At 62.9% G+C, this 14,730-nt stretch carries 12 protein-coding genes and 1 tRNA gene; 7 read left to right on the forward strand and 6 right to left on the reverse strand.

Annotated elements, in window-relative coordinates:
* Positions 1–22 precede the first annotated feature (22 nt).
* The 3 genes from MRBLMA1_RS01650 to MRBLMA1_RS01660 all read left to right on the forward strand — a co-directional run bounded on the left by MRBLMA1_RS01650 (position 23) and on the right by MRBLMA1_RS01660 (position 5,235).
* Entirely contained in the window at positions 23–493 is a 471-nt protein-coding gene (locus MRBLMA1_RS01650; RefSeq protein WP_363734651.1) for a pyridoxamine 5'-phosphate oxidase family protein, read from the forward strand.
* A 248-nt stretch (positions 494–741) separates the two neighbouring features.
* Positions 742–2,127, forward strand: a complete 1,386-nt coding sequence (locus MRBLMA1_RS01655; RefSeq protein WP_363734652.1) for a DEAD/DEAH box helicase — start codon at positions 742–744, stop codon at positions 2,125–2,127.
* 216 nt (positions 2,128–2,343) lie between these two features.
* The gene (locus MRBLMA1_RS01660; protein WP_363734653.1) at positions 2,344–5,235 is read left to right on the forward strand and encodes a M16 family metallopeptidase; all 2,892 of its coding nucleotides are present in this window, start codon (positions 2,344–2,346) and stop codon (positions 5,233–5,235) included.
* A gap of 4 nt (positions 5,236–5,239) precedes the next feature.
* On the opposite strand, the gene MRBLMA1_RS01665 is transcribed toward MRBLMA1_RS01660, so the two are convergent.
* Complete coding sequence (locus MRBLMA1_RS01665; RefSeq protein ID WP_166666307.1) at positions 5,240–5,404, reverse strand: hypothetical protein; 165 nt, start codon at positions 5,402–5,404, stop codon at positions 5,240–5,242.
* Positions 5,405–5,634: 230 nt separating this feature from the next.
* Positions 5,635–6,222, reverse strand: a complete 588-nt coding sequence (locus MRBLMA1_RS01670) for a TetR/AcrR family transcriptional regulator (RefSeq protein ID WP_133652149.1) — start codon at positions 6,220–6,222, stop codon at positions 5,635–5,637.
* A 118-nt stretch (positions 6,223–6,340) separates the two neighbouring features.
* Here MRBLMA1_RS01670 and MRBLMA1_RS01675 point away from each other — a divergent pair, with 118 nt between their 5' ends.
* The 4 genes from MRBLMA1_RS01675 (at position 6,341) to MRBLMA1_RS01690 (ending at position 12,656) form a co-directional block, all read left to right on the forward strand.
* The gene (locus tag MRBLMA1_RS01675) at positions 6,341–7,504 is read left to right on the forward strand and encodes an efflux RND transporter periplasmic adaptor subunit (RefSeq protein ID WP_363734654.1); all 1,164 of its coding nucleotides are present in this window, start codon (positions 6,341–6,343) and stop codon (positions 7,502–7,504) included.
* Positions 7,505–7,507: 3 nt separating this feature from the next.
* Entirely contained in the window at positions 7,508–10,687 is a 3,180-nt protein-coding gene (locus MRBLMA1_RS01680; RefSeq protein ID WP_363734655.1) for an efflux RND transporter permease subunit, read from the forward strand.
* A 2-nt stretch (positions 10,688–10,689) separates the two neighbouring features.
* Entirely contained in the window at positions 10,690–12,090 is a 1,401-nt protein-coding gene (locus MRBLMA1_RS01685) for an efflux transporter outer membrane subunit (RefSeq protein ID WP_363735369.1), read from the forward strand.
* Between the two features lie 80 nt (positions 12,091–12,170).
* The gene (locus MRBLMA1_RS01690; protein ID WP_363734656.1) at positions 12,171–12,656 is read left to right on the forward strand and encodes a methylated-DNA--[protein]-cysteine S-methyltransferase; all 486 of its coding nucleotides are present in this window, start codon (positions 12,171–12,173) and stop codon (positions 12,654–12,656) included.
* Positions 12,657–12,670: 14 nt separating this feature from the next.
* Here the strand turns inward: MRBLMA1_RS01690 and MRBLMA1_RS01695 are convergent.
* The 4 genes from MRBLMA1_RS01695 to dapB form a co-directional block, all read right to left on the reverse strand.
* A tRNA-Arg gene (locus MRBLMA1_RS01695) sits at positions 12,671–12,747 on the reverse strand.
* A 74-nt stretch (positions 12,748–12,821) separates the two neighbouring features.
* Complete coding sequence (locus tag MRBLMA1_RS01700) at positions 12,822–13,205, reverse strand: hypothetical protein (protein WP_414714711.1); 384 nt, start codon at positions 13,203–13,205, stop codon at positions 12,822–12,824.
* A gap of 95 nt (positions 13,206–13,300) precedes the next feature.
* Complete coding sequence (gene nth / locus MRBLMA1_RS01705; RefSeq protein WP_363734658.1) at positions 13,301–13,951, reverse strand: endonuclease III; 651 nt, start codon at positions 13,949–13,951, stop codon at positions 13,301–13,303.
* A gap of 6 nt (positions 13,952–13,957) precedes the next feature.
* Positions 13,958–14,722 carry a 4-hydroxy-tetrahydrodipicolinate reductase gene (gene dapB, locus MRBLMA1_RS01710; protein WP_363734659.1) on the reverse strand — a complete coding sequence of 255 codons (765 nt, stop codon included), beginning with the start codon at positions 14,720–14,722 and terminating at the stop codon, positions 13,958–13,960.
* Positions 14,723–14,730: the final 8 nt, after the last annotated feature.

Raw genomic sequence — 14,730 nt, forward strand, 5'->3', positions numbered from 1 at the left:
TGATGTCGAAGGGAGAGAGAAGATGAGCAACGAGACCGATATCCGCCACCGCTTCTGGACGGAATTGTCGCAAAGCCCGTTCCTGATGGTCGGCCTGAGAGGATCACCGGATCACAGCATGCCCATGACGGCGCAGCTCGATCCCGGCGCAAATCATTGCTTCTGGTTCTATACGACGCGGGAGAATCGGTTGGCCAAGGGCGGGCCGGCCATGGCGCAGTTCGCGGGCAAGGGGCATTTCCTGTTCGCCTGCGTCGACGGCACCCTGGTTGAGGAGGCGGACCCGGCGGTAATAGATCGCTATTGGACCAATGATGTCGCGAGCTGGTATCCCGGCGGGAGGCAGGACCCGCATCTGATGATGCTGCGCTTCGATCTTGGCCGCGCGGAAATCTGGCGAGCGGACATGTCGTTGGGCGGCATGTTCCGGCAGATGTTCGGCGGAGACGTGCGCGAGGAGATGCGAAGCAAGCATGTCGAGGTGACGCTTTAGGGGAGGCGAAAGGCGCCGCTTGCTTTTTCCCGACATTCCCGCCATATGCGCTGCAACGCAGCAGCGGGCTTCATGCCCCCATCAGCGATTGGCAGCGTGATCGCTTCGGCCCGGACGGGTATCGGGGCCGGCCAATGAAAGTCTGCGCCAAGCTTTGAGGCTTCCCTTTTCACGCGGGTCGTTTCGTAACCCGCCTTGCGTCCCGGCCCTGCCGGCAGGCGCCGGGGCTCATTTGTGAGTTATCATTCATGCAATTTACCGACCTTGGCCTTGCCGAGCCGATCCTGAAGGCGCTCGCCGCCAAGAAATATGGTTCGCCAACGCCCATCCAGGCGCAAGCCATTCCCGTGTTGCTCAAGGGCAAGGATCTGTGCGGCATCGCGCAGACCGGCACCGGCAAGACCGCCGCCTTCGCGCTGCCCAGCCTTGATCACTTCGCCCGCAATCCCAAGCCGACACCGCTGCAGGGTTGCCGCATGCTCGTATTGTCGCCGACGCGTGAACTGGCGGCGCAGATCGCGCAGAGTTTCCGTGACTATGGCCGCTTCCTGAAGCTGTCCGTGGAGGTCGTGTTTGGCGGCGTGCCGATCAACCGGCAGATCCGGGCGTTGGGACGGGGCGTCGATATCGTCGTCGCGACGCCGGGCCGTTTGCTCGATCTGATCGACCAGCGCGCCTTCACGATCAAGGATACCGAGATTTTCGTCCTCGATGAAGCCGACCAGATGATGGACATGGGCTTCATCCACCCGTTGAAGCGCATCGCCAAACTGCTGCCGAAGGAGCGGCAGAACCTGTTCTTCTCCGCCACCATGCCGGGTGAGATCGAGGCGCTGGCCAGTCAGTTCCTGCACGATCCGGTGAAGGTCAGCGTTGCCCCGCAATCAACGACGGCCGAGCGGGTCCGGCAGCAGGCGACCTTTGTCAATCAGGTGGAGAAGCAGGCGCTGCTCAACCTGACGATCCAGAATGAGGATATTGATCGCGCGCTCATCTTCACCCGGACCAAGCATGGCGCCGACCGGGTCGTGCGCTTTCTGGAAGGCGCAGGCATTCAGGCGGTCGCGATCCATGGCAACAAGAGCCAGGCGCAGCGCACCACCGCGCTCCAGGCCTTCCGCCATGGCCATGTGAAGCTGTTGGTAGCGACCGATATCGCGGCGCGCGGCATCGACGTGTCGGGCGTCAGCCATGTCATCAATTTCGAGCTGCCCAATGTGCCGGAGCAATATGTCCACCGTATCGGCCGCACGGCGCGGGCGGGCGCGGATGGCGTCGCAATCAGCTTCGTGGCGGACGACGAGCGGCCTTATCTGAAGGCCATCGAGCGCACGACCAAGGTGAAGCTGGACGTTGTGCCGCTGCCGGAGAATTTCGTCGAGGCGGTGCGCAATCTTCCCAAGGCCGCGCCGCAGCGCAAGGGGCGCGAGCAGACGCCGGAGCAGAAAGTGCGCCGCGCCGACGGCCAGCGCCGTTATCAGGACCAGCAGAAGCAGCAGCGCGGCAATGCCGAGCGGGCGCATCGGCCGGACGGCGAAGCCGCGAACCCGGCAAAGAAGAATTTCCGGCGGCGTCGCGGGGGCGGCGGTGTCGGCACCCATAAGGGTGCGGTTCAGAAGACCGGCGGGCGGTGAATGGCGGCCCGACTGCGGGTTTAATGATATCCGATGTGCTCCTGCCCAGGTAGGAGCCCGGTTCGCGCGATAGGATTGCAGATCGGCGGCGGGGGACCAGGTGCTCGCCGCCGCAGAACCTCCGGATGCCCAATCCGGAGGGATTTTGCGCAGCAGTCGGCGCGCTTCGTGCTTTGTCAGTGGCCATTCAGGAAAATCTCTTTAGGCTGCGCGGCCATGAGCTTTCCTTTCCGGCGTTCTGCCGCTTCGCTGTCCGTCCTTGCCCTTCTGCTTTCGGGCATTACCGCGCCTCTCTCGGCGAAAAGCGATCCAGCCGCCACGCCGGTCGCGCCGGGTTCCAGCCATGCACAGGTCAGGCCATGGCTCTATGAGAACAGCGACGTGCCCATCGATCCGGCCTGGCGCTTTGGCACATTGTCCAACGGCTTGCGCTACGCTGTCCGCCGCAACGGCGTGCCGCCGGGGCAGGTGTCGGTCAGGCTGCGGATCGACGCCGGCTCTCTGATGGAGCATCCCGATGAACTGGGATACGCCCATTTCATGGAGCATCTGACCTTCCGCGGTTCCCGCCATGTGCCGGACGGCGAATCCAAGCGCATCTGGCAGCGGCTGGGCGTCACCTTCGGCAGCGACAGCAATGCGCAGACGACCGCCACGGGAACGACCTATGCGCTCGACCTGCCGCAGACGACCCCGGCCAGCCTCGGCGAAAGCATGAAGATCCTGGCCGGCATGATGACCGATCCCAATATCGTCGACAGCGCCGTTGATGCAGAACGGGCCGTCGTGCTGGCGGAAAAGCGGGAAAGCGACGGGCCGCAGATGCGGATTTCCGACGCCACCCGGCGGCATTTCTTCGCTGGCCAGCCGCTGGCCGATCATAGCCCGATCGGCACGGTCGCGACGCTGAATGCTGTCACGGCCGCGAAGATGGAGGCTTTCCACCAGCGTTGGTACCGACCGGAAAATGCCGTGATCTCGATTGCCGGCGATATTGATCCGGCCGTGGCGGAGCAATTGATCAAGGATAATTTCGGTCCCTGGACCGTCCCGGGCAAGGGGGCACCGCTACCCGATTTCGGCGAACCCGATCCCAAGGCGCCTGCGACCCGGGTGACGGTGGAGCCGGGCGCGCCGACGGGCCTGACCATGGCCTGGCTGCGTCCCTGGAAGCCGCATGCCGACACCATCGTCTACAATCAGGACAAGCTGACCGACATGCTGGCGCTGCAGATCATCAGCCGCCGTCTGGAACAGGCTGCGCGCAGTGGTGGCAGCTTTCTTCAGGCGAGTGTGGATCAGCAGGATATCAGCCGTTCCGCCGACGGCACCTTCGTCACCATCGTGCCGGCGGGAGAGAATTGGGAAAAGGCGCTGGGCGATGTCCGCGCGATCATAGAGGATGCGAAGGACACCCCGCCGAGCCAGATCGAAATCGACCGTGAATATGCCCAGATGGACACCGCGCTCGCCATTCAGGTCGAAAATGCGGATACGGAGGCCGGTGCCAAGCAGGCGAGCGACCTGGTAAGCGCGGTCGACATCCGCGAAACCACCGTCAGCCCGCAGGCGGCACTGGAAATCTTCCGTTCCGGCAAAGCGGGCATGACGCCGCAGAAGATATTGGATTCCACCCGGCGGCTGTTTTCCGCAGGCGTTTTTCGCGCGCAGTTGATCACCGGCAAGGTGCAGCCGGGGGTCGACGCCCGCCTGGCGGCCGCCGTCGCCGCGCCGGTCAAGGCTGCGACCAACGCCAGACTGGCGGACAAGGTCGTGACCATGGCGGACCTGCCCAAGCTTGGCGCGCCGGGCAGAGTCGTCTCTCGCACGCCCATCGGTCTGCCGGGAATGGAGAGCATCACCTTTTCCAACGGCGTCAAGCTGACCCTGTTCGCCAATGATGCGGAGACGGAGAAGGTGCGGATCAACGTCCGCTTCGGCCATGGCCAGCAGGCCTTTTCTCCTACCAGGCCAGTGCCGGGCTGGGCAGCCGACTATGCGCTGGTGGCGAGCGGGATCGGAAAGCTTGGTCAACGGGAACTGGACGATCTGACCAACGGGCGTCGCATGGGCATGGACTTCTCCATCGACGACGATGCCTTTGAAATGCAGGCGGTGACGCGGCCGGCGGACTATAAGGACCAGTTGCTGCTTTTCGCGACCAAATTGTTCGCGCCGGGATGGGATCCGGCGCCCATCGCGCGTGTGAAGACGGGGGCCGGGGTGGCCTATGATGCGATGGAACGGGCACCGGATTCGGTTCTGGCGCGTGACCTCAACTGGTTGCTCCACGACAAGGATGTGCGGTTTCGCACGCCATCACGCAATGAGATCGATGCACTGACGCCGCAGGCCTTTCGCGCGACCTGGGAGCCGTTGCTGGCTTCCGGGCCCATCGAGATTCAGATATTCGGACAGGTGAAGGCCGATGACGCCATTGCGGCCGTGGCCGCGACCTTTGGTGCCTTGCCGCAGCGGACCGATGTTCCTGTTCCCGCCGCGAACAAGCTCATGCGCTTTCCCGCGCATGTCGAGGCGCCGGTGGTCCTGCGCCACAAGGGTGACAAGGAGCAGGCGGCGGCCGTCATGGCCTGGCCGACCGCAGGCGGTTTCGCGCTGACCAAGGAAGCGCGGCAGCTGGAAATCCTGACCCAGATTTTCAATGACCGGCTGTTCGACAAGCTGCGCTCTACCGAAGGGGCGGCCTATTCACCCAGTGTCCAGAACAACTGGCCATTTTCCTATGAAAGCGGCGGCTATATTCTGGTGACGAGCCAGGTCCGCCCGGATCGGGTCAATTATTTCTACGGCGTGGTGAAGGATACGGCGGCGGATCTGGCCAAGAATCCTGTAAGCGATGACGAATTGCAACGGGCGGTCGCGCCGATGCGGCAACTGCTGATGCGGGCCGGGACAGGCAATGCCTTCTGGATGAACCAGATGGAGGGGGCGACCCATGATCCGCGTTATGTCCAGGCCATGCAGACCATGGCGCAGGACATGTTGACGGTCACTCCGGCCGACATACGCGCCCTTGCTGCCAAATATCTGGTACCCGCCAGAAGCTGGTCTGCGGTCGTGTTGCCCGAAGGTGTTGCCGCCAGATGATGGATCAGGCCGGCAAGCGGTCGGCCTGTTCCAGCAACTGGCTGTAGAGCCGGACATATTCCATGTGGATCGCGCGAATTTCCGGATTGCGCGAACCGGCGGCCAGCCGTCGGTTGCGATCCAGCCGCGCTTCGAAATAGCTGCGGTTGAACGCCATATCCATGTTCATCTCTTGCCTCCCGGAATGATTTCCAGGCGAAAATGTTCATAGGCTGACAAAGTTGCCGCTTCGCGTGCAGCCATCTGCTGCAATGCGGTAGAAGGAGGGGAACCGAGGGCGGGTCGATTGGTCGTCGGCGCTGGCGCGGACATCGATCTGGTTGAACCAGATGGCCTTCCCGAAATCCTGGAGCCCGCGATTTCTCGACCAGCGGTCGGTCCGGTCGTTCGGAAATCCTTCTACTTCATGGCTCGCAGGGCAGCGACGATCATGAATGCGGCGCATCGCGCCGTGCGTTCGTCGTCGATCGAGGGTCTCGACAGGCTGCGATGACCAAGGCCGAAAAGGCAGGCAAGGATCATTTCCTCGGCGCTCTTCAACGCTTCCCCTGACAGGCCGGGATTGGCCACGCAGGCAAAATCGCTGAGGGATTTGCGCAAGCCGTTGCACATGTCGGCTATCATGTCTGCGACCCGGCCGTTGCGAAAACCTTCAGCCAGAATGTCGAAGGACAGGGCTTCGTGCGGGTTGTCCATGACATCCAGCATCAGCAGTTCGAATGTCTGCTCCACGCTGATATCGCCTGCATCAAGCCGATCCTGCAGGTGTTGGATCGTCCTTTCTCGCTCTTGCGCGTCAGCTTGGACGATCGCCTCGATTATATCTTCCTTGCCTTTGAACAGGCGGTAGATCTGGCCGACCGACACTTGGGCGGCGGAGGCCAGTTCGGCCATGGCGGTCTGGTGAAAACCATTGGCGGCGAACAGGTTTCGAGCCGCGCCCAATATGCGGTTTCTCGCAGTCTGTTCATGTTGCGGCGCAACCAAAAACTTTCCCCCAGGCTTTTTTACTCTTGAACAAATTGTGGCATGTTCCTACCTGCGCCGCAACCGGAATGAACGTTCATTCCGGTAGAATGCCATTGTTGAATACGGAGCACGGCCGATGCAAAAGGGGATATTCGTCGGATTGCTGGCCTGCGCATCCGCTCTGGCTCTGGGTGGTTGCGGGGAGCAGTCACCGCCTGCGCCGCCGCCTCCCTCTGTGGGCGTTGTGGAACTCACGGTGCAGAACGCGCCCCTGATGACCGAACTTCCTGGCCGTGTCGCCGCGCTGGAGACGGCCGAAGTTCGCCCGCAAATCAATGGTATAATCCGCCGTCGGTTGTTCGCGGAGGGCGCGCAGGTACACGCCGGCCAGATGCTTTACGAAATCGAGGATGCGCCCTATCGAGCCGCTCTGGGTCAGGCTCAGGGCGCGTTGGCACGGGCGCAGGCATCCATTCGCGCAACCGCCCTTCAGGCGCAGCGCTACCGCGATCTTGTCGGCATCAATGCTGTCAGCAGGCAGGAGGCCGATAATGCCGCGGCATCGGCTCAACAGGCTCGTGCTGATGTTGCGGCGCAGCAGGCGGCTGTCCAGGCAGCGCGGGTGAACCAGGATTTCACGCGCATCAGGGCTCCGATAACGGGCCGTATCGGGCGATCCCTCTTCACGCCGGGCGCCCTGGTGCAGGCGGGGCAGGCGGACCCCCTGGCCACGATCCAGCGCACCGACATCGTCTATGTCGACGTCACGCAATCGGCCGCGCAGATCATCGACCTCAAGCAGGCGATGAAGGCCGGTGGAGTCAGCGCTGCCGCCGGCGCGCGCGTGCAATTGCTGCTGCCCAACGGCAGCACTTATCCGGTCGAGGGGCGTCTGCAATTTTCCGAGGTGACGGTCGATCCCAGTTCGGGCGCCGTGACGTTGCGCGCGACCTTCGCCAATCCGGACGGGCTGTTGTTGCCGGGCATGTATGTCCGCGCCCGGCTGGTCGAAGGAGAGCGGAGCCAGGTGGTCCTGGCGCCACAACAGGGCATTTCCCGCGACGCGCGCGGCCGGGCGACCGCCATGGTGGTGGGCGCGAACAACAAGGCTGAACTGCGTCAGGTCGAAACCGACCGGGCTGTGGGCGACAAATGGATCGTCACCAAGGGCCTGAAGGCTGGAGACAGGCTGATCGTGGAAGGTCTGGTCAACTTGCGGCCCGGAACGGTCGTGAAACCGGGCCCGGCGCAGCAGGTCACCGTAGCCCGGAAACAGGCAAATGCCGGCGGGGCCAACTGATCCATGTCCCGCTATTTCATCGACAGGCCCATTTTCGCCTGGGTCATCGCCATCGTCATCATGTTGGCCGGCATGCTGGCCATTCGTTCGCTTGCCGTGGCGCAATTTCCGCAGATCGCGCCGCCCGCGGTGACGATCGCCACCAGCTATCCGGGCGCGAATGCCGAAACGCTGGAAAGCACGACCACCCAGATCATCGAGCAGCAGCTGAAGGGCATCGATAACCTTCGCTATTTTTCGTCGAGCAGCGATTCCGCAGGCAATCTGAACATCACCCTGACCTTCGAGCAGGGGACCGATGCCGACATCGCGCAGGTCCAGGTGCAGAACAAATTGGCCCAGGCCACGCCCCTGCTGCCCCAGGAAGTGCAGCAGCAGGGATTACGCGTGACAAAGTCCGCCTCGACCTTCCTGACAATCATGGCCGTCTATTCCGATGACGGGATTCACGACCAGCAGGATGCTGGCGACTTCATCGCCTCCACGTTGCAGGACCCCATCAGCCGTGTTCCCGGCGTGGGCGACACCCAGTTGATCGGCGCCCAATATGCCATGCGTATCTGGCTGGATCCCTATAAGATGGCCAATCTGGGCGTCACCGCCGGCGACGTCAAATCCGCCATCAGGGCCCAGAACGCCCAGGTTTCGGCTGGTCAGATCGGCGGCACGCCATCGCCCAGTGGGCAGGCGCTGAACGCGACCGTCACCGCGCAGTCGCGGCTCAGAACGCCCGAAGAATTTCGGCAGATCCGGTTGCGCAGCAACAGCAACGGATCGGTCGTCTATCTGGCGGACGTCGCCAGGGTCGAACTGGGTGCGGAAAGCTACAGCTTCAGCGCGAAGTTCAACGGACATCCCGCCGCCGGCTTTGGCGTGAGATTGGCGCCGGGTGCCAATGCGCTCGATACCGTCGAAGGCGTGAAGAGCCGGGTCAAGGAATTGTCCAAGACCTTCCCAAGCTGGGTCAAATATGACTTCCCGGTCGACAATTCCACCTTCGTGAAGCTGTCGGTGGAGCAGGTCATCCATACGCTGTTTGAAGCCACGCTGCTTGTCTTCGTGGTGATGTTCCTGTTCCTGCAGAATTGGCGTGCCACGCTGATCCCCACCATCGCCGTCCCGGTCGTGTTGCTGGGATCGCTGGCGGTCCTCTATGCGGCAGGCTTCACCATCAACACCCTGACGCTGTTCGGCATGGTGCTGGCCATCGGGCTGCTGGTGGATGATGCGATCGTCGTGGTCGAGAATGTGGAGCGCATCATCCAGGAGGAGGGGCTGAGTCCAAAGGAAGCCGCCAAGAAATCCATGGATGAGATCAGCGGCGCGCTGATCGGCATTGGCCTGGTGCTGTCGGCGGTATTCCTCCCCATGGCGTTTTTTGGCGGCTCGACTGGGGTGATCTTCCGCCAGTTCTCCATCACCATCGTGTCGGCGATGATATTGTCGGTGTTGGTCGCGCTGATCCTGACGCCCGCGCTTTGCGCGACGATCCTGCGGCCCAAGGGACACAGCCATATCTGGACGGGCCCCTTGGGATCGCGGTTCGGCCGGTTTTTCGACTGGTTCAACGGTGGCTTCGACCGCAATGTCGTGCGCTATGGCGCCGCCGTGCAAAAGGTCGAACGGCGCTGGGGCCGGACGATGCTGGTCTATGCGTTGATCGTCGTGGGAATGGCGTTCATCTTCCTGCGCCTGCCCGGCGGCTTTCTGCCCGACGAGGATCAGGGGATCATCATTACTCAGGTATCGCTGCCGGCCGGGTCGACGCTGGGGGAAACCGAAAGAACCCTGGTGAAGGTGCGCGATCATTTCGTAAAGACCGAGGGGAATAATGTCGCGGCCGTATTCACCATTTCCGGCTTTGGCTTCGTGGGGCAGGGACAGAATGTCGGGCTCGCCTTCGTCCGGATGAAAGATTGGTCGAAGCGGAAGGGTGCCGATAACAAGGTGTCCGCCATCGCTCTGCGCGCCAATGCCGCCTTCCGCAAGCTGACCGCCGGCATGGTGATCGCCTTCGTACCGCCCGCCGTTCAGGAACTGGGCAACGCCACAGGCTTCGACTTCCAGCTCGTCGATCGGGCCGAGCTCGGCCACGACAAGATGCTGGAGGCGCGCAACCAGCTGTTGGGCATGGCGATGGCGGACAAGCGGCTGGCGCAGGTCCGGCCAAATGGACTGGAGGATACGCCGCAGCTCAAGCTGAATGTCGATCAGGCGGCGGCAGGCGCCTTGGGCATTGCGCAGTCCGACGTCAACGACACCATCAGCACGGCGATGGGCAGCAGCTACGTCAACGACTTCATCGACCGCAACCGGGTGAAACGCGTTTATGTGCAGGCCGACGCGCCCTTCCGCACCACGCCGGATGCGATCGGCGTGCTGCACGTGCGCGGCAGCAGCGGCGTGATGGCGCCGATTTCTGCCTTCGCGACCACCGAATGGACCCATGGTCCCGCCAAGCTGGAACGTTACAACGGCGTGCCTTCGATGCAGATCATGGGCGCGCCGGCACCCGGCGTTTCCACCGGCGAGGCGATGAGGGCCATGGAGGAGATGGCAGCAAAGCTGCCGGCCGGCGTGGGCTATGAATGGAACGGGATTTCCTATGAGGAAAAGACATCGGGCGGGCAGGCGCCGGCGCTCTATGCGCTGTCCATGCTGATCGTCTTCCTTTGCCTGGCCGCTCTCTATGAAAGCTGGTCGGTGCCGATCGCGGTGATGCTGGTGGTGCCGCTTGGTGTGTTCGGGGCGGTTGTCGCGGCGACCCTGGTGGGCCTCAACAACGACATCTATCTGCAGGTGGGTCTGATCACGACCATCGGCGTGTCGGCCAAGAATGCCATCCTGATCGTTGAGTTTGCCGAGGAAAAGATGCGTGAGGGGCTATCACCCGCTCAGGCAGCGCTGGAAGCCGGCAAGCTGCGCCTGCGACCGATCCTGATGACCAGCTTTGCCTTCGTCTTCGGCGTTCTGCCGCTGGCGGTGGCGAAGGGCGCGGGCGCCGGTGGTCAGAACGCCATCGGCTGGGCGGTGGTCGGGGGCATGCTGGCCGCCACGATATTGGCGATATTCTTCGTGCCGGTCTTCTTCACGGTCGTGAAGCGGCTGTTCCGCGAACATCATGGCAAGGACGGGGAAGGGCAAGCGGGCAACGCTCTGCCCGGCCCTCAGGAGACACCATGACGATGAACAAGATCAAGCCGTTCTCGGCGGCTGCGCTGGTGCTGACGCTGGCGGCCTGCGACATGGCGCCCAAATATGTGCGTCCCGCCTTGCCTGTGCCGCAGGAAAGCCCGCAGGGGTCGGCCTATCCGGCCGGGCCGGGGCAGGCGATCGTCCCGGCGGATACGGCCTGGAAGGATTTCTTCGTCGATCCGCGGCTGACACGGGTCATCGAGACGTCGCTGGCCAATAATCGCGACCTGCGCATTGCCCTGGCCAATGTCGAGCAGGCGCGGGCGCAATATCGGGTGCAGCGCGCAAATATACTCCCCAGGGTGACCGCCAACGGCAGCGCGACCTATCAGGACACGCCCTTCTCTCAGGTCGGGACGGGCCGAATGGACATTTATTCGGCGTCCGTCGGTGTTTCGGCATGGGAAATCGATCTGTTCGGACGACTGCGCAATCTCAGCAAGGCGGCGCAGGAGCAATATTTCGCGTCGGTGGAAAACCGCAATGCCGCGCAGACGGCGCTGATCGCGGAGGTTGCGAATGCTTGGCTTACCATGGCGGCTGATCAGGAGCGGTTGAGGATCGCGCGCGATCTGGAGAAGGCGTTCGGTCAAACGCTGGACCTGACCCGGGCGCGCTTTGCCAAGGGCATAGCGTCCGAACTGGAGGTGCGGCAGGCACAGACCAGCCATGATCAGGCGCGATCCGACATCGCCCAGGCGACCACATTGGTCGCCCAGGATCAGAACGCGCTGAACCTGCTGGCCGGTACGACGGTCGCAGAAGGGGATCTGCCGGCGGCGATGCCTGAGGGCGACGTCACTCTTTCCAACCTGCCGGCCGACCTGCCTTCCGCAGCCTTGTTGCGCCGTCCGGATATCATGGCGGCGGAGCATCAATTGTTGGCGGCGAACGCCAATATCGGCGCGGCACGCGCGGCCTTCTTCCCGAACATCTCGCTCACCGCCGCCTTCGGCACGTTGAGCCTTGGTCTGTCCAACCTGTTCAAGTCGGGCAGCGAGACCTGGTCGGTGGTCCCTTCCGCCAGCCTGCCGATCTTCGATTTCGGCCGTAACCGGGGCAATCTGCGCTATGCGCGAGCAACCTATGACGCCATGGTCGCGACCTATGAGAAGAGCGTGCAGACCGGTTTTCGGGAAGTGGCCGATGCGCTGGCGCGCCGCGGCACGATGACCGAGCAGCTGGAGGCGCAGAGTTCGTTGCGGGACGCGGCGCGGGTCGGCTATCGCCTGTCCGAAGCGCGCTTTCGGGCGGGCGTCGACCCGTTCCTGACCACATTGGACGCACAGCGCACACTCTATAATGCCGAACAGAGCCTGCTCGCGACCCGCCTGACCCGCGCTGTGAACATGATCGAACTTTATCGCGCCATGGGCGGCGGCCTGAAATAATCTTTGGCCGCAAGCAGCGGGAAGGCAGTCCGGCAGGTCATGCCCCATGCAGGTTCGGGCAAGGATTTGGAAGGGAAGGCATGACCTACGCCTGTCGCATGATGACCTCTCCGGTCGGCGAATTGACGCTGGTGGCGAACGAAGCGGGCCTGATGGCGGTGCTGTGGCAGGACGATGATCCCCGCAGGGTCCGCTTGAGCCAGCGGGTTGAGCATCGCGACCATCCGGTGTTGGACGAAGCCGCGCTCCAACTGGCGGAATATTTCGCCGGGCAGCGGGAAGCGTTCGATCTGCCGCTTCATTTCGTCGGAACGGATTTTCAGAAGAGCGTTTGGACTGCGCTGCTGACAATCCCTTTCGGGGAGACGCGAAGCTATGCCGACATTGCCCGCCAGATCGGGAAACCGTCCGCCTGCCGGGCCGTGGGTGCCGCCAATGGCCGTAACCCGCTTTCCATCATTGTCCCGTGCCATAGGGTGGTGGGTGCCAACGGCGCTTTGACAGGCTTTGCAGGTGGTTTGAAGACTAAGAGCCATCTGCTTGGCTTGGAACGGAAATTTATCTGATTTCCATTCGCAAATGGCGCACCCAAGAGGATTCGAACCTCTGGCCTTTGCCTTCGGAGGGCAACGCTCTATCCAGCTGAGCTATGGGTGCGTATTGCTGGTACGAAGGGGCGCTTAGCAAAGCCCAATCGCTCACGCCAGCATCTAAATCGCCTCAGGCCAAAGTTATTTCGTCATTTTCTCCATTGGCTGGAATTTTCCCAGGCCGCAGCTTGGTCCCCGCTGAAGGCCGCCAGTCTGATAGAGCACGGTGATGATGTCCACCGAGCAGAGCTGGGACAGGCTGGTCTTGTACATGAACCGTTTCTCGGAACCCAGGCTTGGGCAGCTCATGGGCAGGGTGTTTCGATAGACCTTGTTGCCGTTCATGATGAAGTCGATGGTCCGGTCGTCGCGAACCTCGGTGGAGCGGATCGCGGTCAGTTGGACGCAGTCGACCGCCTTTCCTGCAGGAACCAGGTTGTCGGGAGCTTTGCGGGCGAGTGCAGGGCCTGCGACGCAGACGAGCGCCGCCGCCAGGGCGAGTTTGCGGATGAGGGGGGCAGACATATCGTCTCTCCTGTTGACTGTCTGGATGACGTCGCGGAAACGCATCATCCGTCCTGTGGCTCCTTCTACCGCGCGGCGCCTGAACCGCACAATAATCAAGGATTGGCGTCGGGCGCGGGCGTCTTGGGCTTGAAACGGCAGAGATCGGCCACGATGCAGCGCCAGCATTCGGGTTTCCGAGCCTTGCAGACATAGCGGCCGTGCAGGATCAACCAGTGGTGGGCATCGCGGCGGAAGGGGCCGGGAACCCGCTTGTCGAGCTTCAGCTCGACGGCGAGCGGCGTCTTGCCCGGTGCCAGACCAGTGCGGTTGCCGACGCGGAAGATATGGGTGTCGACCGCGAATGCCTCCTGCCCGAAGGCGGTGTTGACCACGACATTGGCGGTCTTGCGCCCGACGCCGGGCAGGGTGGTCAGGACGTCGCGGTCGTGCGGCACCTCTCCCCCGAAATCGCGCACCAGGATTTCGGACAGGGCGATGACGTTCTTCGCCTTGGCGTTGAACAGGCCGATCGTCTTGATATGCTGCTTCAGGCCCTTCTCGCCCAGGTCCACCATCTCCTGCGGTGTGTGGACCTGGCGGAAGAGTGCCCGCGTCGCCTTGTTGACGCCCACGTCCGTCGCCTGCGCGGAAAGGACGACAGCGACCAGCAACTGATAGTCATTGCCATATTCCAGCTCCGTTCTGGGCGCTGGATTGGCTTCAGCGAGGCGGCTGAAAAAATCGAAGATCTGCTCCTTCTTCATCAGCGCTTACAAACCCAGCACGCCCTTCATGCCATAGCGTCCCGTGGGCCGGCCGATCAGCCATTGCGCGCCCTTCACCGCGCCCCTGGCGAAGATGGTGCGGCTTTCGGCGCGATGACCGATTTCGATCCGCTCGCCCTCTGTCGCCAGGATGACCTGATGATCACCCGCCACCGAACCGCCGCGTAACGCGGCAAAGCCGATCGCACCCTTTGCCCGTGCTCCCGTGATGCCGTCACGACCGCGCTCGCTATGATCCGCCAGAGCAATGCCGCGCCCTCGCGCCGCAGCCTCGCCCAGAAGCAGGGCAGTGCCGGACGGTGCGTCGACCTTGTGGCGGTGATGCATTTCCACAATTTCTATGTCCCAATCGTCGCCCAGGCGCGCCGCCGCCTGTTCCACCAGCGCCGCCAGCAGATTGACGCCCAGCGAGGTATTGCCGGTCTGGAGGATCGGAATCTGTGCCGATGCGTCGTCGATCAGCGCATGATGCGCAGGTTCCAGCCCGGTGGTACCGATTAGGATCGGCTTCTTCGCCGCGATGCAGGCATTCAGATGGGCCGAAAGCGCGGCGGGCACCGAAAAGTCGATCAGCACGTCGCTTTTTTCAGCCAGCGCGATCGGATCGGTGCCGATGGGGATACCGGGAGCCAGTTCACCTTCGCCGTCGCGGTCCGTGCCTCCTGCAACTTCCAGGCCGGACTCCAGCGCGATCTGCGCGATGGCGCGGCCCATGCGCCCTGCCGCTCCGTAAATGCCGATCCGTGTCATCAGTCTCA

The organism is Sphingobium sp. LMA1-1-1.1 (assembly GCF_040676365.1).
Classification (GTDB): Bacteria; Pseudomonadota; Alphaproteobacteria; order Sphingomonadales; family Sphingomonadaceae; genus Sphingobium.

What these genes read in the sequence shown, in the direction of transcription:
- MRBLMA1_RS01660 (WP_363734653.1), top strand. Translation starts at nt 2,344, where the DNA reads ATGAGCTTTCCTTTCCGGCGTTCTGCCGCTTCGCTGTCCGTCCTTGCC.
- MRBLMA1_RS01655 (WP_363734652.1), top strand. Translation starts at nt 742, where the DNA reads ATGCAATTTACCGACCTTGGCCTTGCCGAGCCGATCCTGAAGGCGCTC.
- nth (WP_363734658.1), bottom strand. Translation starts at nt 13,951, where the DNA reads ATGAAGAAGGAGCAGATCTTCGATTTTTTCAGCCGCCTCGCTGAAGCC.
- MRBLMA1_RS01680 (WP_363734655.1), top strand. Translation starts at nt 7,508, where the DNA reads ATGTCCCGCTATTTCATCGACAGGCCCATTTTCGCCTGGGTCATCGCC.
- dapB (WP_363734659.1), bottom strand. Translation starts at nt 14,722, where the DNA reads ATGACACGGATCGGCATTTACGGAGCGGCAGGGCGCATGGGCCGCGCC.
- MRBLMA1_RS01675 (WP_363734654.1), top strand. Translation starts at nt 6,341, where the DNA reads ATGCAAAAGGGGATATTCGTCGGATTGCTGGCCTGCGCATCCGCTCTG.
- MRBLMA1_RS01650 (WP_363734651.1), top strand. Translation starts at nt 23, where the DNA reads ATGAGCAACGAGACCGATATCCGCCACCGCTTCTGGACGGAATTGTCG.
- MRBLMA1_RS01690 (WP_363734656.1), top strand. Translation starts at nt 12,171, where the DNA reads ATGACCTACGCCTGTCGCATGATGACCTCTCCGGTCGGCGAATTGACG.
- MRBLMA1_RS01685 (WP_363735369.1), top strand. Translation starts at nt 10,690, where the DNA reads ATGAACAAGATCAAGCCGTTCTCGGCGGCTGCGCTGGTGCTGACGCTG.
- MRBLMA1_RS01665 (WP_166666307.1), bottom strand. Translation starts at nt 5,404, where the DNA reads ATGAACATGGATATGGCGTTCAACCGCAGCTATTTCGAAGCGCGGCTG.
- MRBLMA1_RS01700 (WP_414714711.1), bottom strand. Translation starts at nt 13,205, where the DNA reads ATGTCTGCCCCCCTCATCCGCAAACTCGCCCTGGCGGCGGCGCTCGTC.